The 21,518-nt window shown below is 29.7% G+C and carries 28 protein-coding genes; 7 read left to right on the top strand and 21 right to left on the bottom strand.

What is annotated here, in order from left to right:
• Entirely contained in the window at positions 1 to 999 is a 999-nt protein-coding gene (locus AC4PG3_RS10845; RefSeq protein ID WP_492196643.1) for a beta-ketoacyl-ACP synthase III, read from the bottom strand.
• A gap of 189 nt (positions 1,000 to 1,188) precedes the next feature.
• Between AC4PG3_RS10845 and fabZ the strand changes: the two genes are divergently transcribed.
• Together fabZ and AC4PG3_RS10855 are read left to right on the top strand one after the other, a co-directional pair.
• Positions 1,189 to 1,620, top strand: coding sequence for a 3-hydroxyacyl-ACP dehydratase FabZ (gene fabZ / locus AC4PG3_RS10850; protein ID WP_492196644.1), 432 nt, complete (start codon positions 1,189 to 1,191; stop codon positions 1,618 to 1,620).
• A gap of 16 nt (positions 1,621 to 1,636) precedes the next feature.
• Positions 1,637 to 2,713 (top strand): NAD(P)H-dependent flavin oxidoreductase, encoded by a 1,077-nt coding sequence (locus tag AC4PG3_RS10855; RefSeq protein ID WP_492196645.1) that lies wholly within the window; start codon positions 1,637 to 1,639, stop codon positions 2,711 to 2,713.
• 15 nt (positions 2,714 to 2,728) lie between these two features.
• Here the strand turns inward: AC4PG3_RS10855 and AC4PG3_RS10860 are convergent, their stop codons facing one another.
• From AC4PG3_RS10860 to AC4PG3_RS10920, 13 genes are all read right to left on the bottom strand, one after another.
• Complete coding sequence (locus AC4PG3_RS10860; protein WP_492196646.1) at positions 2,729 to 3,952, bottom strand: CdaR family protein; 1,224 nt, start codon at positions 3,950 to 3,952, stop codon at positions 2,729 to 2,731.
• Entirely contained in the window at positions 3,933 to 4,730 is a 798-nt protein-coding gene (gene cdaA, locus AC4PG3_RS10865) for a diadenylate cyclase CdaA (protein WP_492198227.1), read from the bottom strand. The genes AC4PG3_RS10860 and cdaA overlap by 20 nt, the downstream gene beginning before the upstream one ends.
• Positions 4,731 to 4,793: 63 nt before the next feature.
• Positions 4,794 to 5,993, bottom strand: coding sequence for a CapA family protein (locus tag AC4PG3_RS10870; protein ID WP_492196647.1), 1,200 nt, complete (start codon positions 5,991 to 5,993; stop codon positions 4,794 to 4,796).
• Between the two features lie 97 nt (positions 5,994 to 6,090).
• Positions 6,091 to 6,792 carry a PrsW family intramembrane metalloprotease gene (locus tag AC4PG3_RS10875; RefSeq protein ID WP_492196648.1) on the bottom strand — a complete coding sequence of 234 codons (702 nt, stop codon included), beginning with the start codon at positions 6,790 to 6,792 and terminating at the stop codon, positions 6,091 to 6,093.
• 74 nt (positions 6,793 to 6,866) lie between these two features.
• Entirely contained in the window at positions 6,867 to 8,579 is a 1,713-nt protein-coding gene (gene ptsP / locus AC4PG3_RS10880; RefSeq protein WP_492196649.1) for a phosphoenolpyruvate--protein phosphotransferase, read from the bottom strand.
• Positions 8,580 to 8,593: 14 nt separating this feature from the next.
• Complete coding sequence (locus AC4PG3_RS10885) at positions 8,594 to 8,851, bottom strand: HPr family phosphocarrier protein (protein ID WP_492196650.1); 258 nt, start codon at positions 8,849 to 8,851, stop codon at positions 8,594 to 8,596.
• A gap of 58 nt (positions 8,852 to 8,909) precedes the next feature.
• Complete coding sequence (locus AC4PG3_RS10890; protein ID WP_492196651.1) at positions 8,910 to 9,455, bottom strand: rubrerythrin family protein; 546 nt, start codon at positions 9,453 to 9,455, stop codon at positions 8,910 to 8,912.
• 121 nt (positions 9,456 to 9,576) lie between these two features.
• Complete coding sequence (locus AC4PG3_RS10895) at positions 9,577 to 10,137, bottom strand: chromate transporter (RefSeq protein ID WP_492196652.1); 561 nt, start codon at positions 10,135 to 10,137, stop codon at positions 9,577 to 9,579.
• 14 nt (positions 10,138 to 10,151) lie between these two features.
• Positions 10,152 to 10,688 (bottom strand): chromate transporter, encoded by a 537-nt coding sequence (locus AC4PG3_RS10900; protein WP_492196653.1) that lies wholly within the window; start codon positions 10,686 to 10,688, stop codon positions 10,152 to 10,154.
• Positions 10,689 to 10,735: 47 nt separating this feature from the next.
• Positions 10,736 to 11,221: a nucleoside 2-deoxyribosyltransferase gene (locus AC4PG3_RS10905; RefSeq protein WP_492196654.1), complete on the bottom strand. Its 486-nt coding sequence runs from the start codon at positions 11,219 to 11,221 to the stop codon at positions 10,736 to 10,738.
• 132 nt (positions 11,222 to 11,353) lie between these two features.
• Positions 11,354 to 11,926, bottom strand: a complete 573-nt coding sequence (locus tag AC4PG3_RS10910) for a manganese catalase family protein (protein WP_492196655.1) — start codon at positions 11,924 to 11,926, stop codon at positions 11,354 to 11,356.
• 12 nt (positions 11,927 to 11,938) lie between these two features.
• The gene (locus AC4PG3_RS10915; protein WP_492196656.1) at positions 11,939 to 12,199 is read right to left on the bottom strand and encodes a spore coat protein CotJB; all 261 of its coding nucleotides are present in this window, start codon (positions 12,197 to 12,199) and stop codon (positions 11,939 to 11,941) included.
• Positions 12,192 to 12,380 (bottom strand): spore coat associated protein CotJA, encoded by a 189-nt coding sequence (locus AC4PG3_RS10920; RefSeq protein WP_492196657.1) that lies wholly within the window; start codon positions 12,378 to 12,380, stop codon positions 12,192 to 12,194. Before AC4PG3_RS10920 ends, AC4PG3_RS10915 begins: the two co-directional genes overlap by 8 nt.
• A gap of 212 nt (positions 12,381 to 12,592) precedes the next feature.
• Between AC4PG3_RS10920 and AC4PG3_RS10925 the strand changes: the two genes are divergently transcribed.
• Entirely contained in the window at positions 12,593 to 12,820 is a 228-nt protein-coding gene (locus tag AC4PG3_RS10925; protein ID WP_492196658.1) for an alpha/beta-type small acid-soluble spore protein, read from the top strand.
• A 48-nt stretch (positions 12,821 to 12,868) separates the two neighbouring features.
• Here AC4PG3_RS10925 and AC4PG3_RS10930 read toward each other — a convergent pair whose 3' ends face one another.
• The 4 genes from AC4PG3_RS10930 to AC4PG3_RS10945 form a co-directional block, all read right to left on the bottom strand.
• Positions 12,869 to 13,354, bottom strand: a complete 486-nt coding sequence (locus tag AC4PG3_RS10930) for a ferritin (protein WP_492196659.1) — start codon at positions 13,352 to 13,354, stop codon at positions 12,869 to 12,871.
• Positions 13,355 to 13,445: 91 nt separating this feature from the next.
• The gene (locus AC4PG3_RS10935) at positions 13,446 to 14,156 is read right to left on the bottom strand and encodes a L,D-transpeptidase family protein (protein ID WP_492196660.1); all 711 of its coding nucleotides are present in this window, start codon (positions 14,154 to 14,156) and stop codon (positions 13,446 to 13,448) included.
• A 48-nt stretch (positions 14,157 to 14,204) separates the two neighbouring features.
• Positions 14,205 to 14,795: a DUF4230 domain-containing protein gene (locus AC4PG3_RS10940; protein WP_492196661.1), complete on the bottom strand. Its 591-nt coding sequence runs from the start codon at positions 14,793 to 14,795 to the stop codon at positions 14,205 to 14,207.
• A 12-nt stretch (positions 14,796 to 14,807) separates the two neighbouring features.
• Entirely contained in the window at positions 14,808 to 15,092 is a 285-nt protein-coding gene (locus AC4PG3_RS10945; RefSeq protein ID WP_492196662.1) for a hypothetical protein, read from the bottom strand.
• A 141-nt stretch (positions 15,093 to 15,233) separates the two neighbouring features.
• Here AC4PG3_RS10945 and AC4PG3_RS10950 point away from each other — a divergent pair, with 141 nt between their 5' ends.
• Both AC4PG3_RS10950 and AC4PG3_RS10955 read left to right on the top strand, forming a co-directional pair.
• Complete coding sequence (locus tag AC4PG3_RS10950) at positions 15,234 to 15,911, top strand: Crp/Fnr family transcriptional regulator (RefSeq protein WP_492196663.1); 678 nt, start codon at positions 15,234 to 15,236, stop codon at positions 15,909 to 15,911.
• A gap of 19 nt (positions 15,912 to 15,930) precedes the next feature.
• Positions 15,931 to 17,331 (top strand): NAD(P)/FAD-dependent oxidoreductase, encoded by a 1,401-nt coding sequence (locus AC4PG3_RS10955; RefSeq protein ID WP_492196664.1) that lies wholly within the window; start codon positions 15,931 to 15,933, stop codon positions 17,329 to 17,331.
• A gap of 44 nt (positions 17,332 to 17,375) precedes the next feature.
• Here the strand turns inward: AC4PG3_RS10955 and AC4PG3_RS10960 are convergent, their stop codons facing one another.
• The gene (locus AC4PG3_RS10960; RefSeq protein ID WP_492196665.1) at positions 17,376 to 18,395 is read right to left on the bottom strand and encodes a YeiH family protein; all 1,020 of its coding nucleotides are present in this window, start codon (positions 18,393 to 18,395) and stop codon (positions 17,376 to 17,378) included.
• Between the two features lie 124 nt (positions 18,396 to 18,519).
• Here AC4PG3_RS10960 and AC4PG3_RS10965 point away from each other — a divergent pair, with 124 nt between their 5' ends.
• Positions 18,520 to 18,954 (top strand): LysR family transcriptional regulator, encoded by a 435-nt coding sequence (locus AC4PG3_RS10965; RefSeq protein ID WP_492196666.1) that lies wholly within the window; start codon positions 18,520 to 18,522, stop codon positions 18,952 to 18,954.
• Between the two features lie 35 nt (positions 18,955 to 18,989).
• Entirely contained in the window at positions 18,990 to 19,412 is a 423-nt protein-coding gene (locus AC4PG3_RS10970) for a LysR substrate-binding domain-containing protein (RefSeq protein ID WP_492198228.1), read from the top strand.
• Positions 19,413 to 19,430: 18 nt separating this feature from the next.
• On the opposite strand, the gene AC4PG3_RS10975 is transcribed toward AC4PG3_RS10970, so the two are convergent.
• On the bottom strand, positions 19,431 to 20,831 hold the full coding sequence (locus tag AC4PG3_RS10975) for a hypothetical protein (RefSeq protein WP_492196667.1): 1,401 nt from the start codon (positions 20,829 to 20,831) through the stop codon (positions 19,431 to 19,433).
• Positions 20,832 to 20,897: 66 nt separating this feature from the next.
• Positions 20,898 to 21,503 (bottom strand): phosphatase PAP2 family protein, encoded by a 606-nt coding sequence (locus tag AC4PG3_RS10980; protein ID WP_492196668.1) that lies wholly within the window; start codon positions 21,501 to 21,503, stop codon positions 20,898 to 20,900.
• Positions 21,504 to 21,518 lie beyond the last annotated feature (15 nt).

Consider the following 21,518-nt stretch of genomic DNA (forward strand, 5'->3'; position numbering starts at 1 on the left):
CTATTCCTCCCTGTTCCATTTTATGATAAGTGATCCCCAAGTTAGACCTGCACCAAAGGCTACTAATAAAACATTGTCCCCTTTTTGGATCATTTTATTTTTTAATGCCTCATCTAAGGCTACTGGTACAGAGGCGGAAGACATATTTCCATATTTATCTAAATTCACATATGCTTTTTCCCCTGGAAGTTTTAATCTTTTTCTAGCTGAATCTATTATTCTCTTATTTGCCTGATGTGGAACTAAAAAATCCAAGTCTTCTATATCCATATTTGCAAGTTTTAAAGCTTCAAGGGATGAATTTTCCATTGCTCTTACAGCAAATTTAAATACTTCTTTTCCATCCATTCTTAGATAATGTAGTCTATCCTCTAGACTCTTTAAACTTGCAGGGGTTCTAGAACCTCCACCTGGTTGTATCAAATTATGAGCTCCAGCTCCATCAGAACCCAATTGAGAAGAAAGTATACCTAAACCATCTTCACACCTTTCTAATACACAGGCTCCAGCTCCATCTCCAAATAATATACAAGTACTTCTATCTTCCCAGTCTATAACTTTTGATAATACTTCACTACCTATTATCAACACTCTTTTATACATTCCTGACTGGATAAATTTAGCTCCTGTTACCATCCCATATACAAATCCTGTACATCCAGCACCTAAGTCAAAGGCTGCTGCTTTTGTAGCCTTTATCCTATCTTGTATGATACAGGCTGTAGAAGGAAATGCATAGTCTGGGGTTATTGTAGCTACGATAATAAGGTCTATATCATCTGGATTTAAGTTTGCATCTTTCAAAGCCCGCTTAGCAGCAATAGTTCCTAAATCTGCAGTTGACTCTTCTTCTTTTGCAATCCTTCTCTCTCTTATACCAGTTCTCTCCACTATCCACTCATCTGAAGTATCTACCATTGTAGATAAATCTTCATTGGTCAATATCTTTTCTGGGACATAGCTACCTATTCCAGAGATTCCTACAGAATATCCTCTCAATATTCCACCTCCATATTTTAAAATAGTTTTTATCCTTCATAAATCACCACCTAAATAAAATTTATTGCAAAATAAGCTTATTTAGATTATCATTATAATATGATAAAGGAACTTATGAATTAGTATATATTATTCTCAAAAAATAATCAATCATAAGAGTTCTTTTTAAAATTTAAGGAGGTGTTTAAATTGAAAAAAACTTTAAATATAGAAGAGATAATGGTCATTATACCACATAGACCCCCATTTTTATTTGTAGATAAAATTGAAATCTTAGAAGATGGAGTTAAGGGAATTGGATATAAAAATGTCACTATAAATGAATATTATTTTAAAGGTCATTATCCAAATATGCCAGTTATGCCTGGGGTTATAATCGTTGAAACCCTTGCTCAAGTCGGTGCTGTTATTTTATTGTCTCAAGAAGAGTTAAAAGGAAAAACTCCCTACTTTGCAGGTATAAATAAATTCCGATTTAAAAAGAAAGTTAAGCCTGGAGACACCCTTAGAATGGAAGTAGAAATTATTAAATCTAGAGGCTCAATAGGTATAGGAGCAGCAAAGGCATATGTAGATGACAATGTAGTTGCCCAAGGTGAATTGATGTTTGCAATAAGTTAAAAGGAAAGGTGATGTAATGGATCTACCACAAATTAAAATAGGAGATAAGATAACTAAAGTCCCTATTATACAAGGTGGTATGGGAGTAGGAGTGTCTCTATCTAAACTTGCCTCTGCAGTTGCAAACGCAGGAGGTATAGGCGTTATATCTGGTGTACAAATAGGATTTAGAGAAGATGACTTTGAAACCAATACAAAAGAGGCTAATTTAAGAGCTTTAAAAGAGGAAATAAGAAAAGCAAGAAAATTAAGTCCCAATGGTATATTAGGTGTAAACTTAATGGTGGCCATTAAAGAATACAAAGAAATGGTTAAAATTGCAGTAAAAGAAAATATAGACTTGATAATTTCTGGAGCAGGTTTACCTAAAGAATTGCCTGGACTAGTTGAGAGTAGTCAAACTAAAATTGCCCCTATTGTCTCATCAGGAAAAGCTGCTGCAGTAATTACCAAGCTGTGGGAAAAAAGATATGACTATATACCTGATTTAATCATAATTGAGGGACCAGAAGCAGGTGGCCATTTAGGTTTTTCTCAAGAAGAGTTAAATAAGGATAATATGCCAAATTTAAAAGATATATTCTTGGAAGTATTAGAGATTATAAAGCCTATAAGAAAAAGAACTGGTAAGGAGATACCCCTTATTGCAGCTGGTGGTATATACGATGGAAAAGATATAGCTGAATTTTTAAAACTAGGAGCAACAGGTGTGCAAATGGGTACTCGATTTGTAACTACAAAAGAATGTGATGCCTCTTTAGAGTTTAAGAATGAATACATTAAAGCCCAAGAGGAAGATATTGACTTTATCTTAAGTCCTGTAGGCATGCCTGGTCAGGCTATTATAAATCCATTTATGAAAAGAGTTAAAATAAATGGTGAGAAGATAGATAAATGTTATAATTGTCTAACTCCTTGTAATCCAGCAAAATCTCCCTATTGTATCTCAACAGCCCTTATTAATTCTGTTAAAGGTGATGTTGATAATGGACTTATATTCATTGGCAAAAAGGGATATAAATTAAATGAAATAACTACTGTAAATAATTTAATAAATGAATTAATAGAAGATACAAAAAAAGTTAGGTTTTAAAACCTAACTTTTTTCTTATTTTACTCTTAATCCAACAGTTATAAACTTAGGAGATATATCTTCTAATATGGCTCCTTCTATTTCTTCAACCTGAATTTCAACCCTATGATTTCCTTCTTCTAATCCATTCAAATCTATATATTTTACTATATTTTCTTCTGTTATTTCGTCTAGTACATTTTTAGTTCCCTTTAAAGTTATCTTGATATTATCAATTTCCTCTATAGATTCTACTGTGAAGTTTGTATCTATATTTCTAATATCTATATCTTCTGAGCTTACAGTATATTCTTTTTTAATTAATTCCTCTACATTGTAGGATATCCTTACCTTTTGATTTGGATCTAATAATTCTACTCCTTGTGGCAAGCTTAATTCTGCCTCTATACTAGATTTATCTAGAAGTATATTTATATCTATAGGTTTAGTCTTTATATTGGTTAAATTTAATATTGAGCTATCTCCCTTTATTCCTACTGTACTTGGGAATACTTTCATTTCAGTTATTATATAATTATCTGGCAATTCATTTTCTGTTTGTATTTCTACTGGTAAAGATATACTTCGCTTTATAGGTAAATGAACATCTATTACACCTGGTTCTTTATCAATTCCTCTTATGTCCCTGCCTTTATCGTCTAGTAATTTTACTGGAACAGTTACATCTGAAGTATAATTTCTATTGCTTATATCCACTATGCCTACTACTTCAGAAACTTGATTTACCCAAGACCTAGGTCCCCTTATTAGTATAGTGCTTGGCTTTGAGCTTATATCCTCAATTATAAAGTCTTCTGAAATATTTCCTGCTGTTTTTATAGTTACAGTCTTTTCTTTTGTTATATATTTATCTATATTAAATAATATATTTGTAGGTTCGTAGCTTACAACATCAATACTTGAAAGTTCATCAAACAACTCTACTTTTACAGGTATTTTCACATTTCCCTCTTGATAACCATTTAAATCTACACTTGCTTGTATATTTTTTGAAGAAAATCTATCACTATCCATATCAGATTTTTTTCCTCTGACCTTTACATCTATACTAGCTTCTTTAGGATCCATTACTACTAGATTTTCTCTCTCCAAAGATTCTATATTAGTTAAATCCACCTTTATATTTTTATATTCTCTAGTTATCACAGGGTTTTCTCTCCCCATTACATAACTCCACATAATTATGGCTATTAATAGAGAAAGAACTTTTAATGTAAAATTATTCTTTATTCTGTCCATTTTTTAGCCTCCATTTTGTCAATAATGATTGCTTATCATCGCTTGGTTTATACATATCTGTCAATATAGTCTTCAAGGTCTTTATATCTAAATGTCTTGCAATACTACCATTTTCAGCTATTGATATACCTCCCGTTTCTTCAGATACTACTATGGAAATACTATCTGATCTTTCTGATATGCCAAGGGCTGCCCTATGTCTAGTTCCAAGTTCTTTACTTAGACCTGAATTTTCTGTAAGAGGTAAAAAACAAGCTGCAGCTTTTATCTTGTTTTCTTTTATTATGACTGCTCCATCATGAAGAGGGGTATTAGGTATAAATATATTTATAAGTAAATCACTTGATACAAAGCCATCAATACTTGTGCCTGTCTGAGCGACTTCATTTAATCCAGTTTGCCTTTCAAGTACAATCAAAGCCCCTATCTTTTGTCTAGATAAAGATGCTACAGCCTCTAAGAGTTCTTCTACTACTTCAGTCAAACTCTCCCCTTTTATTTCTATTAAGGATTTACTTAAGAGTCTACTTCTTCCAATATATTCTAGACCTCTCCTAAGTTCTGGTTGAAATACTATGAGGAGGGCTAAAGTACCAACTGTCATAGCATTGTTTAGAATCCAGTTTATAGTAAATAGCTGTAACCATTCACTTATCTTAGTAAGCACTAATAATACCACTATACCCTTCGTAAGCTGTTCTGCTCTAGTTTCTTTTATAAGTGTAAACAATTTATAAAATACCAATGCTACTATTACAATATCTATTACATCTCTCATTCTCACATTTGATAAAATTCCACCTAATTGCAAAGACATCACACCTTAAATTTATTTTAGTAATTAATCCTTTTCTACCCTTTCTAAAGTATCTTTAAATGACTTTTCTACCCTAGAAAGATCTTTTTGGTTTAGTTCCAATTCTAAATCTCCATTTACTACTTCCCTGGCAGGAAGTATTCTATATTCATATCTATTATCTTTAAAATATCTATAAACCCATGTTGGAGTATATGATATCTCCTTTATAATAGTTTCATTTTTTTCAAAATCTTTTTCAATGTTTAAATTCACCATTACTCCATCTTCTGTATAGGAATTCCCCATTGTCTCTAATCTTTGATTAGATAAAAAGTTTCCAATTGAATAAATTATAAAATTATCTTTTCCATTCCTTTGTACTATTTCTGACTTTTGAATTACATGGGGATGGCTACCAAATATAATATTTGCTCCCCAATCTACCATTTTATGTCCAAGATCAATTTGAAACTCAGAAGGTTCTAATTGATACTCAACTCCCCAATGTATAAACACTACTACTAAATCTACTTGTGTCTTTATATTTTCTATATCTTGTTTTATCTTATCTTCATCTATTAAATTTACCATATAGGACAGTTCTTCTTTTGTAAGCTTATAGTCCATTCCATTTAGTCCATATGTATATGATAAAAATCCTAGTTTTATATCATTTTTTTCTTCTATTAGTATTTTCCAATCTTTAGTCCTAGATGTCCCTATAGACTTTAAGTTTAACTCCTCTATTTTGTTTAAAGTGGATATAATTCCAGTTTTCCCTTTATCTAAAAAATGATTATTTGCGGTAGATAAAATATCAAATCCTGCATTCTTTAAAGCTTCCAAACTAGATTCAGGACTATTAAATTCAGGATATCCTGAAAATCCCAAATGATCACCAGCCGTTACAGTTTCAAAATTGGCAAGGGATATATCTGCATCATCTATATAGGGCTTTACATATTTAAACACAGAGTTAAAGTCATATACTCCATTTCCTACATAGGCAGATCTAATTTGCGGCATATGAAACATTATATCTCCACAAGCCAGTATATCTATATTTTCTATCCTTGGTTCCTCTTTTATAGTATCTATGTCTTTAGGTTCTTCTATAAAATTCTCTGTATTATCCTTGTTTTTACTGGATTCTCCCATTATATCCTTTACTTCATAAATATTAAATAAAACAATACTAAGAGAAAATAAAAGTATTATAATAATTATAGATTTTTTTATCATAAACACTCCCTTAACAATAAAAGCATGTCCCACCTTACTACATTCTATTTTACACCTTATCCCTAATTACTGCAATAAAATACAAGTATTATTATTTTTATTTCTCCTTATCTATTTTTATCCTATTTTTAGAATCAAAAATAAAAGTAGATAGCTTTCTTTCATTTAACCACCATAAAAATACCACATAAGGTACAAACAATAAAGTAAGCTCTGGTATGCCTGCCATCAATATAAAGTCAAATAGACCATGAAGTATTATTGGCATTATTAAAGATTTTCTTAGATTTTTCTTTTTTCTTGATTTATCCTTATCAAATCTGGCTAAAGATATATAATAACCCATGGTGATACCAAAGATTCCATGAGCAGGTACAGAAAAAATCCCTCTATATAATCCTATAAATGGATTGTTTGTATATGTAAATACTACATACATTATATTTTCCACAGTTGCAAAACCTAAAGCCGCAAAAACTGCATATACTATACCATCAAGCTTTTCATTGAAATAACTAGTTTTAAATGGAAACTTTAAAACAACTAATCTCTTAAAGAACTCCTCAGTTAAAGCCGCTACAATAAAAGCATTGTAGAATGCTTGTAGTACTCCTGTAAATACATTAAATTTAATAAGTATTTCTTCTACTATGATTGAGGGAATGACAGCCACTGCTCCTAATATATAGGTTAAAATCAATAGCTTTGTAGGTTCCTTATCTACTCTATCACTTAAATATATTGCAAATAATCCTATAATAGCTGGTGTAATTGCAATAATAAAAAGACGTATATTCAAAATTAACTCCTCCTAAATAGACTGTCTCTTTATTATTCCACTTAAGCAAAAAAATAACCCTATGAAAACTAGGGTTATTTAAAATCTAATATATTTCTATTTATAAAACCTTCCACATCTTCTGAAGTAGAAAAATTTAAAATTTCATCAAGGTTTTTCTCTACTTCTTTCTTTGAAGTGTTTCTTATTAAATATCTAGATTTCAATATGGATGAAGCACTCATACTAAATTCATCTAATCCCATTGCAAGTAATATTGGTATTAGTTTTTGATCTCCTGCTACTTCTCCACACATTCCAACCCAAATTCCCTCTTCATGTCCATTTTCTATTGTCATTTTTATAAGTCTTAAAACTGCTGGGTGATATTGACTATATAGATAGGATATATTTTGATTCCCCCTATCTACAGCTACAGTATATTGAATTAGATCGTTTGTTCCTATACTAAAGAAATCTACCTCTTTAGCGAATGCCTTTGAGTGTATTGCAACTGATGGGATTTCAACCATTATTCCAATTTCTAAGTCCTCTTTATAAGGAATTTCTTCAGACTTTAATTCTCCTTTTACCTCTTCAACTATAGATTTAGCTCTTCTCAATTCTTCTATACTAGATATCATAGGAAACATTATTTTTATATTTCCATAGTAACTAGCTCTTAATATTGCTCGAATTTGAGTTTTAAATATATCTAGTCTATCCAAACAAAGTCTAATTGCCCTATATCCTAAGAATGGATTCATTTCCTTAGGAAGATTAAGATATGGAATTTCTTTATCCCCACCTACATCTAGTGTCCTTATAACTAATGGTCTATCTCCAAGTTTTTCTGCTACAGTTTTATAAGCTTCAAACTGTTCATCTTCTGTAGGAAGTCTATCTCTATCCATGTATAAAAACTCTGTTCTAAATAAGCCTACTCCTTCTCCATCATTCTCAATAACACTGTCAATATCTTTTGGTGTTCCAATATTTCCTGCTATTTCAACTTTATGTCCATCTTTAGATACACTGTCTTTTCCAATCATATCCTGGAGTTTCTTTTTAAAATCTCCCATCTCTTCTTGTTTTCTTATATATTCTTCTTTTTGTTTTTCACTAGGATTTACTATTATCTCTCCAGTATCTCCATCCATAATCAAAGATTCTCCAGAGTTTACTGAATTTAAAATATCTTTAACTCCTGATATAGCTGGTATTTCCATAGTTCTAGCTATTATAGATGTATGAGAAGTCTTGCCTCCTAATTCAGTTATTATCCCTTGTACATTTGCTTTATTCATTTGTGCTGTATCCGATGGGGTCAAATCTTCTGCAATAATAATTGTATTTTTATCGATTGATAATAGATCAACTGGTTCAATATCTAGAAGTATTCTCAAGACTCTTTTAGAAACATCTTTCAAATCTGCTCCTCGAGCTTTTAGATATTCATCTTCTATATTTTCAAATAGTGATATAAATTTATCTGCTATTTGGCTTACTGCCAACTCTGCATTTATACTTTCTTCTGTGATCTTCTTTTCTACTCCTCCAATAAACTCTGGATCCTCTAACATCATCTTATGAGCAGAAAATATTTCCGATTCTTTTTCTCCAACTGCTTTTAAAGTAATCTCATAAAGAGCATCTATTTCAGATTTAGCTTTTTCTATAGCCTTATTAAATCTACTGATTTCTTCCTCTACAGATTTTATATCCTTCTTATTTACTTCAATAACTGGTTCCCTATATAAAAATGCTTTTCCTATTCCAATTCCTGATGAAGTAGCTATTCCTTTCATTGGGAATCCTCCTATTATTTTAAATTCTTTAGTATTTCTATCAAATCCTTCACTGCTTTTTCTTCATCTTCCCCTTCAGCTTTTAAGGTCAAATTATCTCCCTTTACTGCACCCATACTAAGAATATTCATTATACTTTTGGCATTATATTCATTATCTTCTTTTATAATTTTTATCTCTGAAATATATTTTGATGCTTCTTTTACAAAAATAGATGCAGGCCTTGCATGGAGTCCTGTTTCATTTTCTAATACTATTGATTCTTTATACATAAAAACCCCTCCCATTTTTTGCCTATTGAAAAAATTAGACACCTTAAGGTGTCTAATTTTAATATTCTATAAATACAGATCTCTTTGCATTACATAGAGGACAAACTTCTTCTTCTCCAGTTAATGATACATATCCACATACAGGGCATAATAACACAGTTTTAACATCTAAATCCTTATTACTATCTACTGCCTCTTTAGCCTCTATGAATAGTTTCGCATGGACCTTTTCTGCTTCAATGGCAAATTGCATAGCCCTTACTGCAGTTTTTTCTCCTTGCATTTTTGCTACCTCTATGTATGCTGGATACATTTGAGTGAATTCAAATGTTTCTCCATCTATAGCTCCTTGTAGGTTTTCAGAAGTAGTAGTCAAACCAAATCCTGCCATAGATGTCACTGGATAGTCTCCCTTTATATCTTTTAAAGCTCTAAAGTGTAATGTAGCATGAACCTCTTCTGCATCAGAAGTCGCCATAAAAAGCCTATTTACATTTGGAAAACCATCTTTTTTAGCTTGCTCTCCCCATATTCTATATCTCATATGAGCTTGGCTTTCTCCTCCAAAAGCTGATCTTAAATTTTCTTGTGTCATTGCATTCATATATACATCCCCCTTATTATATTTTAACATTAATTATTAATTACCCTATTTGTAATTTTTTACACATATTTAATAAATAATATAGGATATTGATTTTATTTAAAGAGTTTTACCACTCTTTTTAAAACTTAAAAATTATACCTATAATGGCTGCACCACTTAAATATATTATTGGATGTTTTTTATATTTATAAATCAAATATAAAACTACTACAAATAACAAAGTCTCTTTTAAATTAAATAAAGCTAAAATATTTTTACTAATACCATTTTCGAAATTTATTATTGAAAGCTTTACTATCTCAAATCCAACTGCACCTATTAAACCTGTAACTGCAGGTCTTATACCTAAAAAAGCACCTTGAACTAATGGAGTCTCATGGAATTTATTAAAATAATGGGCTATAAAAGCTATTATGATAATCGAAGGACTTACAAGTCCCAATGTTGTAGTTATACCACCTAAAAAACCTGCTGCTTCATAACCTACAAATGTAGCTGTATTTATTCCTATAGCTCCAGGTGTTGATTCAGAAATGGCTATCATATCTACTAGTTCTTGTGATGTAAGCCAATGGTATTTCTCTACTAAATCCTGTAAAAATGGAAGTGTTGCAAGTCCTCCCCCTATTGAAAATAATCCTATTTTAAAAAAGATAAAAAATAAATTTAGATATATCATATTATATTTACTCCTTATATATGTATACTTTTAAATCTAATTATACCTATTATTGCCGAAAAAATTATTATAACTATTGGTGTAATATCTAAAAATGTAATCATAATAAAAGACATTAAAAATATAATTATTCCTATCCAATCCCTTACAGAACTCTTATACATCTTTATAACAGTATTCAATATAAGAGCTGCTACTGCTACTCTGATTCCTCCAAAGGCATGTTGAACTAATCTATAGTCTTGAAAATTCTTAAAAAATGCTGCAATAGTAGAGATTATAATTATAGATGGGCTTATTATTCCTAAAGTAGCAGCTATACCACCTATTATTCCCTTTTTATTGTAACCTATAAAAGTTGCTGTATTTACTGCAATTATACCTGGAGTAGATTGCCCAATGGCATAATAGTCTAATATCTCCTTATCTGTAGCCCATTTTCTATTATTGACAATCTCTTCTTGAATAATTGGAAGCATTGCATATCCTCCGCCAAATGTAAAACTTCCCATTTTAAAAAAGATAAAAAATAACTCAAGTAAGTCTTTCAAAATATCCCCCCTAGCTAATCTATACATAAATCATGACATATATTATTTTATCTCTTCACATACTCTTTTACATCTTTTATAAGCTGTTCTATTGAAGAATATATCCCCCCCTTTGTTTGTTTAATTAAACCAATTACAAATAAATTTCTATACATAAATTGATTTTCAGCTCCATCATGAATCAATGCTTGAATCTTTTTATCATTATCCCTTCCCTGTTGCCTTACATCTGAATATAGGGCAAAAATAGGTTTATCCATCATATAGAAAGCCCCTATTTCCGCTGCAACTCCGCTATCTATCTCTACTCCATCTATCACTGCAATTAAAAAATCACTTTCTTTAAGTCTATCCATATCTGCTTTTGCAATAGTAATAGAGTCAGCATAGGAATTTTTATCATTTATAGCATTATTTTCTTGTGGAAGATATAGATCAATTCCTTCTACCCGTTCTCTTAATTCTGATGCTAATAACGAATTTAATAGTCTATCTCCCATCCCAAATAATCCATTTGCTAAATATGCTTTCATAAAGTCTCCTCCATTTTATTATAATAGTTTAATTATATATTAGTTTTTGAAATAAAAAAAGCTTATCTAATTTAATAAATATAAACCCTAACTATATGTTAATTTAGTAGTATTATAGTCAGGGTTTTTTTGTTAATAATATTTTTTTCTTTCCATTTCTTCTTGAACTATTCTCAAAGCTTCTCCAAATCTTTGGAAATGAACGATTTCTCTTTGTCTTAAAAACCTTAAAGTATCATTTACCCCTGGATCATCACTTACTCTTATCAAGTATTCATAAGTTGTCCTAGCTTTTTCTTCAGCTGCCATATCTTCATGAAGATCTGTTACTGGATCAGCCTTTGATTGAATATATCCAGCTGTCCAAGCTTCACCTGCAGCATTATGAGGAAAAGGACTCTTTCCATGACTTACATAATGTGCTTCAAAAGGGGTTCCTTTAATTTGTTCTACTGGTGCATTTTTTACAAGCTTATAAACTAAAGTACCTATCATTTCCCAATGTGCTAATTCTTCAGTGCCTATATCTGTTAATATTGCCTTCCCTGTATCAGTTGGCATTGTCCATCTTTGAGTCAAATACCTTATACCAGCTGAGAGTTCTCCATCTGATCCTCCAAATTGCTCTAAAATCATTTGTGCCAGAGCTGGATTTGTACTATCTACCCTAACAGGATATTGTAATTTTTTTTCATATACCCACATAATAATCCTCCTTTAATAATTTGTAAAATCTATATCCCATGGCCAAGGTGAATCTATATATGACCAATAATCTTGACTTGCTCCAGTGTATGTCAGTGGGCTATATCTTGTCTCATATAGATTTACAAGCTGAGTATATTTTCTTGAATAATCATTGTGAAGACTTAAAGCTATTTGATCATAGGGATGAGTATCTAAATATAGGCTTGTTTCCACCAATACAAAGGATACCTGCATTATTTGAAGTAATAATTCTTTTTGTTGTCTATCCACGATATCTACCTCCTGAATTAGAATTTTTATAAACCTCATATGGTTTATATAATTCTGGAAATAATGTCCCCTTTTTTAAAGCTTCACTACTGCTGTAAACTTGATTTATCCTCTGAAATGGAACATATGCTTTTGCTAGTTCCAATTTATCCATCTCACTATTGCTATATCCTCTATTCATTTTATCATCTCCTAAAAAATACTTTCTCTATATCCTATTCTTTAAGATTTAAATAGTTCGTCCAATTTTAATTAAATTTGAGATTTTGGTAAAAAAATCTATATATGAAAATAAATTCTTTTATTTGATTTTTTTACATGATTATTAATAAAACTTTTACACATAATACTAGTAGACAAAATTATTTACAAAAATTGAAAGGAGCAAATAAAATGAACCCAAATAATACAAATACAGGTAGCACAAGTAACAAGTTAGTAGTACCTCAAGCTCGTCAAGCTTTAGATCAAATGAAATTAGAAATTGCTAATGAATTAGGAATGGCAAATTACAACTCTCTAGATAAAGGTAATCTTCCATCTAGACAAAATGGTTATGTTGGCGGATATATGACTAAAAAATTAGTTGAAATGGCTCAACAAAACTTAAGTGGTAAATAAATAAGCATAAAAAAAATAGGTCATATGACCTATTTTTTTTATGCTTATTTATCTTCTTCCTAATTCTTTGTCTAATAGATAAAGTCCTTGGAATTTACCATCTATACCTTTTAGTTTAAATATTATATCCTTCATAGAATTTTCTTCTTCTAATTGTTCTTCTATAAACCATTGTAAAAATTGTATTGTTTGATAGTTATTTTCTTCTTTAGCCATATCTAAAAGATTTTCTATCTTAGATGTAACTAATTGCTCATGTTCTAAAGCCTTTTCAAATACTTCTACAAATGAATTGTAGTCATTTGTAGGCTCATCCATAGCTTGAGTTCTTACTCTACCATCCATATCGTTTATAAATTCATAAAACTTCATAGCATGTTCATATTCTTCTTTTGCCTGCTCTATTAGAAAATGTGCAAATCCATTCATATTTTCAGCGGAACAATATGCTGCCATTCCCATATAATAATATCCTGAAAGTAATTCAAAGTTAAATTGATCATTTAATGCATTTAATAGTTTTTCTGATGCCATGTAAATACCTCCTAAATTTTCTTTATATATTTTAATTTTATTTGTCGTCAAATCATTATTACCCTAAAATTTAATTTTAAATCATTAATTATTAATCCATTAAAATTATTCCAAGTTTTTCATATATATCAAAGGTAATCTTATCTGTAATTTCCATGTTTTCTCCTTCTAAAAATCTTATCAAACTTCTTTTCATATTTTCTCCATATATTCCATCTAAGGATAAATTAAAATCTCCCTTTTGATTTAATCTCTTTTGTACCTCTAGTACATCAGCTCCTCTATCACCTGGTCTTAAATTTCTAAAATTATTCCCAAAAGGACCAAATTCTCCATTTACTATTAATACATCAGTTTCATAATCGATTAAATCAAATAATTCTTCTACATCTTTATTTCTCATTCTAATACAACCAGCAGATAAATTATACCCTATAGACCCTGGTTTATTTGTACCATGTATCCCATATTTTCCCCAAGGTACATTTAGCCCTATCCATCTAGATCCAAATCCTTCTCCCCAAGAAGCCTTGTTTGTTATATTGAAGTTTCCCAAAGGTGTAGGAGAAGATGGTTTCCCTGTAGCAATAGTAAAAGTCTTTATAGGTTCTTCCTTTTCTCTATCTATTAATGATAATTTCTTTTTATCAACTTCTATAAAAATTAAAAGTTTATTTGGTTTATCTTTAGAAAAAGTATTTAAATGATCCTGATTATTTTTATCTACTAAAAATAGATTGATTAGGACTATAAATAAAAACAGTAAAATTACAATATAAAAAAACTTTGAATTTTTCTTCAAAATATCCCTCCTCACATATTAATATGCTGGAGGATTTTAAATTAAGACTTATTTAAACCTGATAACTACATTTTTAAAATTCATTTCTTCTAATAATGATAAAAGTATCTCTTCTGCATTATCTTGAGATTCATTTAATAAACCTTTTTCTATAGCTTGATTTTTAGCTTTTTCTTTTTCTCCAATCAATACACTATATAAATCTTTGAAACTCAATTTATTAAACAATCCATCTTTTTCATCAAAAAATTTTATTTCTTCGTCTATAATTATATTTTCCAATACTTCTGCTTTTTTCATATCTATATGCACAGTATCTTCATTTTTTATATTTATTTCAATTGTAGATAAATCTACTCCAGCCTTTATATACCCACTATATTGAACAATAAACTTTTTTTCTGTAAATGGAAGTTTGATTCCACTTAATTCTTGTGAATTTTTATATGAAACTATATCGGTATAATTATATTTTACAGTAGAGAGTTCTACAATTTTACTTACCTTCTCTTCTATTGTACTTGAAATAATTTCTCTTTCATTATTTCCTCTAACATTAAAAAATATTATAAATCCAACAATTATAGCTATAATTACTAAAGAAATTATTCCGTATTTTTTAATCTTTTCCCAAGTCATCACATCACTCCTTTATACTCCTGGATTATATATTTCAAATACGCTATAAATTTCAATATTCTCTTGAGTTAATATTTCTATTATTTTAGGTATTTGTTCAATCTTTATATTTAATTCTACTCCATTATACTTATATAGTATATCAGTTTTTTCCAATATATCTATTTTATTTAATGTTTTAATTATTTTTTCTTTTTCAGATGATAAGTTCAATCTCCCCATTAGAAAAAAAATTTTTCTTTTATCATTAGAACAATTATGTGGATCTATTCGGTTTATTAATAAATTTTTATTCAATTTGTCACCCTCTTTAAATAAATATTATCCATAATGAATCTTTACCCATTATAAATATTTAAAAAACAAAATTATTATAAATTGTAGATTATGATAATATATGATAATCTATTGATGAATCCTTTTGATGGAGGTATCAAATTGAAATATAATATAGATAGTTTAAGTAAATGTGTATTGTTTAAATCTATGGAAAAAGATGAGATATTAAGTGTATTAAAATCTATTAATTATACTATTTTATCCTATGAAAAAGATGAGATTATAGCAGTCCAAGACAGTGATTGCTCTAGTATAGGTATAATTTTAGAGGGAAATATTGAAATTCATAAACCTTTTATTTCTGGTAAAATAGTAACTATAAATAATTTTAATGTAGGAAATATCTTTGGAGAAGCTTTAGTATTTACTGATAGACACACTTATCCTGCAACTATTTTATCTTCAAATAAATCAAATATAATGTATATAAGAAAGCAAGATATAGTAAAGATGATGAGTCTTAACTCTAAAATAATAGATAATTTCATGGGTGTTTTATCAAATAGAATACTTATGCTAAATGATAGAATTACTAATTTATCTTATGATACCCTTAGAAAAAAGATTATAAATATATTACTTTCAGAGTACAACAGACAAAAAAGTTATACTTTGACTCTTCCATATAGCAGGAAAAAAATGGCTCAACTCTTAAATGCACCTAGACCTTCTCTCTCTAGAGAGTTAGTAAATATGAAAAAAGAAGGATTGATTGACTTTTATAAAAACAAATTTAAAATCCTTGATCTAGAAGCTTTGAGAGATTCACTTTTATAAAAATATAGGAGGTACTAATATGAATTATGATGTAATTATTATAGGAGCTGGCCCATGTGGTATTTTTACCGCTTTAGAAATGAAAAAAATAAATCCAAATAAATCTATTTTAATCCTTGAAAAGGGTAATTCTATAGAGAGGAGAGTTTGTCCTAAGCGTAAGACTGGTATATGTGTAGGTTGTAAACCTTGTAATATAACTACAGGTTTTGCAGGAGCAGGGGCTTATAGTGATGGGAAATTATCCCTGTCACCTGATGTAGGTGGAAATCTACCTAAGTATTTAGGTTATGAAACTACACAAAATTTAATAAATTATGTTGATGATATATATTTGAAATTTGGAGCAGATGAAAATATATTTGGAATTGATAAGCAAGATGAGATAAGAAAGATAAGAAAAAAAGCCATATCTGGAGATTTAAAATTAATAGAATGTCCTATTCGCCATATGGGAACTGAAGAAGGATATAATATTTATTCTAGAATACAAAAACATCTTGAGAGTTTAGGTGTAGATTTGAAATTTAGAACTCCTGTTAAAGATCTTTTGTTTGATGATAAAAACAATTTAATAGGTGTTTTAGCTGATGAAGAATACTATAGCAAAAAAGTAGTGTCCACAGTAGGTAGAGAAGGCTCTGATTGGTTTAGAAAAGTATGTATAAAGCATAATATAAATATAGACAGTGGAGATATAGATATTGGAGTTAGAGTTGAAACTAGAAATGAAATTATGGAAGAATTAAATGAAGCTATGTATGAGAGTAAATTAATATATTATTCCTCTACTTTTGATGATAAAGTTCGTACATTTTGTGCAAATCCAGGAGGCGAAGTATCAACTGAATACTACGAAAACGACTTAGCAGTTGTGAATGGACACAGTTATAAATCAGATGATTTAAAGTCTGATAATACTAATTTTGCTCTACTTGTGACTAAACACTTTACTGAACCCTTTAACTCTCCTATAGAGTATGGAATGCATATTGCAAAGCTTGGAAATATGCTTTCAGGTAATAAGGTCTTAGTTCAAAGATATGGGGATTATAAGCGTGGAAGAAGAACCACACATGAAAGACTATATAGAAATAATATAATCCCTACTTTAAAAGACTCTGTACCAGGAGATTTAAGCTTAGTATTACCCCATAGAATATTAGTCAGTATTGATGAGATGATAATTGCCCTTGATAATGTAGTCCCTGGTATTGCCAGTGATGAAACTCTTCTTTATGGAGTAGAAGTTAAATTTTATTCAAATAAAGTTATAGTAGAAAAAGACTTTCAAACAAATATTGAAAATTTATACGTAGGTGGAGATGGAGCAGGTATTACAAGGGGACTTATGCAAGCAAGTGTTAATGGAGTAGCATTGGCAAGGATATTATGTGAAAAAGATAAAAATAAAAGCTAGTCAATTGGCTAGCTTTTATTTTTAGAAAGTATAGTTTTCTACACTTATATTTGTCCCATAAACATTTGAACTCCAAATGAAACTAATACTACTAAGGATGATATTATAAATCCATGTATCATAGGAAGTATTCCTGATTTTGCTACTTCTTTAAAATTAGTTTGAAGTCCTATAGCTCCTAAAGCCATTACCATAAAAAACTTACTTATACTTGAAACTTCATTGCTCAAACCATCAGATATAAATCCCATACTCTTGATCCCAACTACAATTAAAAATAAAATTATAAACCATGGGAATATCTTTTTTATATTTACCTTTTCCTTTTTTATTTCTCCATCTTTATTTTTTTTAACATTTAATCTTTCATTTATATAGGAAAAAAGCAATACAACTGGAACTATAGAAAGGGTACGAGTTAATTTAACTATTATTGCAAAATTACCAGCTGCATCTGAAAAGGCATAACCTGCTGCAACTACTGAAGATGTATCATTTACAGCAGTACCTGTCCAAAGTCCAAATCCCAGATCACTCATTCCAAAATACCTACCTGCTATTGGAAATAATATTACCATGATTATATCAAATATAAATGTAGCAGATATAGAATAAGCTACATCATTAGCTTCTGCATCTATAGTCGGGGCTATTGCTGCTATAGCACTCCCTCCACATATACCAGTACCTGCTGATATAAGTCCTGATAGTTTCCAATTCATCTTAAATAATTTACCTAGATAATATCCTCCACCAAAGGCTGTGGCTAGAGTAAACATCATTACAAATAGAGAATATTTTCCAACCTCGAATACTTGAGTAAAGCTTAATGTTGCACCCATTAATATAATTGCTAATTTTAATACTTTCTTAGAGACAAATCTCATTCCATCATTGAATCTAGAACAATTTGAAATAATTGGATTTATTACCATTCCTATTAAGAGAGCAAATACTCCTGGACTTATTAAATTTCCAGGTATAGTTTGACTAATCATTGTTCCAATATAAGCTAGTAATATTGTAATAATTACTCCTGGTACATATTTCTTAATTAAATTCATCTTTTCACTTCCTCTTATTGTTTATATTACCTTTAAAGCTTTCTTATTGATTTTAACCTGATTGTATTATAAAATCAAATTATGATTTATTATGTATCTATAAGTAAAATTTATAGGAGGAAGTATGATTGATTTTAGAATAAATACATTTTTAACCCTATCTCGAGTTTTAAATTATACAAAAACTGCCCAGTTGCTTCATATTACTCAACCTGCTGTAACTCAACATATCAAATTTTTAGAAGATAAATATGGGGTGAAGCTATTTAAATACAATGGGAGAAATTTAACTTTAACAAAAGCAGGAGTAACCTTATATGATTTTTCTTTGGCAATGAAGTCTAGCTCAGATAAGATTTTAAAATCTCTCCCCCTACTAGAAATAGAAAATTATAGTTTGAAGTTTGGGACCACACTTACAATTGGAGAGTATATTATGTCTCCTCTGTTAAAAAATATAATCTTAAAATATCCAAGTATAAGACTTACTATGGATGTAGGAAATACTAAAAATCTCCTTGAAAAATTAAAATCAGAAAAATTGACTTTGCCATATTAGAAGGACATTTTGATAAGTCTAAGTATAGTTCTAAGATATTTTCTAAAGAAAATTTCATAGGAATTTGTGCTCCAAATAATATCCTGGCAAATAAAAATATAGATTTCGATGAGATATTTACTCAAAGATTTATATCTAGAGAATCGGGTTCTGGTACAAGGGAAATTTTTGAAAAGATATTATACGAGCAAAATAATACTATGGATAGTTTCAAAGATATTTTAGAGATTGGGAATATTTCTGTAATCAAAAATCTTGTAAAAAATAATTTTGGAATTACATTTTTATATGAAAAAGCTGTAGAAAAAGAATTAATAAATAAAAAGCTTTCCAAGATAAATATTAAAGATTTCAATATAAAAAGAGAGTTTAATTTTGTATATCTAAAAGATAGTCTCCACGAGGATGAGTATTTGAACTGGTTTAACTACTTTAAAGATTTAAACCCATCTATTTAGATGGGTTTAAACAAGTCTCTATATCAAAAATATACCTACTATAGTTGTGACTACTAAGCCTATTACTACAGGTTTGAAATTCCTTCTGGTTAGTTCAAATGGATCCACACCACATATTGCAGCTGCCGGTATTACTGCCCAAGGTATCAAAGTTCCTCCTCCTACCCATATAGAACCTAATTGTCCTAAAGTTGCAAGTGTAGCTGTCCCCCTTCCTAAAGCTATACCAAAGAGTCGTGCTACAGAACCTGATAGAGATAACCCAGAGAAACCTGAGCCATCTAATCCAGTGATTGACCCTACTGATGTCAAAGTAACTGCCCCTACGGCTTCATTTAATGGAACTGAATTGGCAAGTTTAAGACCTAGATCATTTACTATACCTTGAGAGCCTTCAGGTAAAAATTGTCCAATTACACTAGTAAATCCATTTCCACCTAAATAAAAAAATGCTGCTACTGGTATTACTGGACCAAAGATTTCAAATCCAAATTTTAAACCTGAAACTATATATTTAGTTATCTCTTCCAACGCCTTATTTTTATATACTGGTATTGAAACCAACACTAATATAAATATAGCTGTACCTCCTATTAATGCTGTAGCATCTCCGCCTCTTAAATTTGCTATCATCATTAGCCCTACATCAATAGCAAAAAGCATTGGTACTAATATGGCAAATGCTTTTTTAGTACTTAACTTTAATACATCTTTTAATTCTTCTTGTTTTTTAGTTTCTTTTATCTCTCTATTTTTTTCTTCAACTTTTAATTTACCACTCTTTAAATCTTTCTTTAAAAATATAAAGGCAGCTACAGTAGTTACTATACCCATTACAAATACTAATGGTACACTTGCAGATACAAGCTCTCCAACTTCTATACCTGCTGCATCTGCTGTTAATTTAGGAGCTCCTTGGATTATAAAGTCTCCAGATAATGCTATACCATGGCCAAATATATTCATTATCATAGCTACTGCCAAAGCAGGTAAACCTACTTTTATTGCAACTGGAAGCATAACTGCACCTATTAAAGCTACTGCTGGTGATGGCCAGAAAAACCAAGATATAACCATCATCAAAATACCAATTACCCAATATGCTAATGTAGGTGTCTTAATAAATTTAGTAAAGGGTGATATCATTATCTCACTAATTCCAGTTTCACTTAAAATATTACTCATAGAAACTATTACTGAAATAATGAGTATAGTTCCTATTAGCTCTACAATAGCAAATATAAAACTATTAAATACCCCCATTACTCCCTGGTACATTGAGCCTGTTGCTATTAATCCAAGTAAAAAAATTCCCAGTATACATACAAGTGTAGTGTCTCTTTTCCTTATCATTACAATCAAAATACATAAAGTAAACACCATGAAAATATAATGTAGTATATTTAAATCAACATTCATAAAACCCCTCCTTAAAATTCTAGTTGTACTCTAGAATATGCTGTGAGGGGATTTAAGGTGTAAAATTTAATTATCTTTTATAGTATTTATTATTACCCTATATAGTAAATAGCCCATTATATAACCACCTATAATATCTGTAGGCCAATGAACTCCTAAAAACAATCTACTAATTCCCATGAGAAGAATTACCGTTATTGCAATAGAATAAATAATCCAAGCTTTATATTTAAATTTATTTGAAATAATATATGCTATTGTAAGATACATACTTGTGGCAACCATAGAATGACCACTTGGAAAACTAAGCCCACCTTGTTCTACTAGGAAAAAATCTAGAGGCCTTGTTCTGTTTATAAAAGCTTTTAAAGTAAAATTTAAAATATAGCTTCCTAATGTAGAAGCTAATAAAAGCTTATTTACATAGTAATTTTTTTTAATTAAATTATAAATTACTATTACAGCCATAAGAGTAATTAAGAAACTTCCTGATCCTAAAAAAGATATAGCTCTCATAAACATAAACATATGATAATTTTGACTACTGTGTATATTATCCATAATGGTTTTATCAAACAATATTCCCTCTGATGAGTTTCTAACCATAAATCCTAAAGTAGAAAATATTATTATGAATAGAATAAAAATTATTACTCTAAATCTTTTTTTCATATCTATCTCCTTTAA

The sequence above is a fragment of the Tissierella sp. QWL-11 genome (assembly GCF_058683765.1).

Bases quoted from the DNA above. Each gene is read 5' to 3' on its own strand.
- AC4PG3_RS10855 (WP_492196645.1), top strand. From the start codon at position 1,637: ATGGATCTACCACAAATTAAAATAGGAGATAAGATAACTAAAGTCCCT.
- AC4PG3_RS10860 (WP_492196646.1), bottom strand. From the start codon at position 3,952: ATGGACAGAATAAAGAATAATTTTACATTAAAAGTTCTTTCTCTATTA.
- cdaA (WP_492198227.1), bottom strand. From the start codon at position 4,730: ATGAGAGATGTAATAGATATTGTAATAGTAGCATTGGTATTTTATAAA.
- AC4PG3_RS10870 (WP_492196647.1), bottom strand. From the start codon at position 5,993: ATGATAAAAAAATCTATAATTATTATAATACTTTTATTTTCTCTTAGT.
- ptsP (WP_492196649.1), bottom strand. From the start codon at position 8,579: ATGAAAGGAATAGCTACTTCATCAGGAATTGGAATAGGAAAAGCATTT.
- AC4PG3_RS10885 (WP_492196650.1), bottom strand. From the start codon at position 8,851: ATGTATAAAGAATCAATAGTATTAGAAAATGAAACAGGACTCCATGCA.
- AC4PG3_RS10890 (WP_492196651.1), bottom strand. From the start codon at position 9,455: ATGAATGCAATGACACAAGAAAATTTAAGATCAGCTTTTGGAGGAGAA.
- AC4PG3_RS10895 (WP_492196652.1), bottom strand. From the start codon at position 10,137: ATGATATATCTAAATTTATTTTTTATCTTTTTTAAAATAGGATTATTT.
- AC4PG3_RS10905 (WP_492196654.1), bottom strand. From the start codon at position 11,221: ATGAAAGCATATTTAGCAAATGGATTATTTGGGATGGGAGATAGACTA.
- AC4PG3_RS10910 (WP_492196655.1), bottom strand. From the start codon at position 11,926: ATGTGGGTATATGAAAAAAAATTACAATATCCTGTTAGGGTAGATAGT.
- AC4PG3_RS10920 (WP_492196657.1), bottom strand. From the start codon at position 12,380: ATGAATAGAGGATATAGCAATAGTGAGATGGATAAATTGGAACTAGCA.
- AC4PG3_RS10925 (WP_492196658.1), top strand. From the start codon at position 12,593: ATGAACCCAAATAATACAAATACAGGTAGCACAAGTAACAAGTTAGTA.
- AC4PG3_RS10930 (WP_492196659.1), bottom strand. From the start codon at position 13,354: ATGGCATCAGAAAAACTATTAAATGCATTAAATGATCAATTTAACTTT.
- AC4PG3_RS10940 (WP_492196661.1), bottom strand. From the start codon at position 14,795: ATGACTTGGGAAAAGATTAAAAAATACGGAATAATTTCTTTAGTAATT.
- AC4PG3_RS10955 (WP_492196664.1), top strand. From the start codon at position 15,931: ATGAATTATGATGTAATTATTATAGGAGCTGGCCCATGTGGTATTTTT.
- AC4PG3_RS10960 (WP_492196665.1), bottom strand. From the start codon at position 18,395: ATGAATTTAATTAAGAAATATGTACCAGGAGTAATTATTACAATATTA.
- AC4PG3_RS10965 (WP_492196666.1), top strand. From the start codon at position 18,520: ATGATTGATTTTAGAATAAATACATTTTTAACCCTATCTCGAGTTTTA.
- AC4PG3_RS10975 (WP_492196667.1), bottom strand. From the start codon at position 20,831: ATGAATGTTGATTTAAATATACTACATTATATTTTCATGGTGTTTACT.
- AC4PG3_RS10980 (WP_492196668.1), bottom strand. From the start codon at position 21,503: ATGAAAAAAAGATTTAGAGTAATAATTTTTATTCTATTCATAATAATA.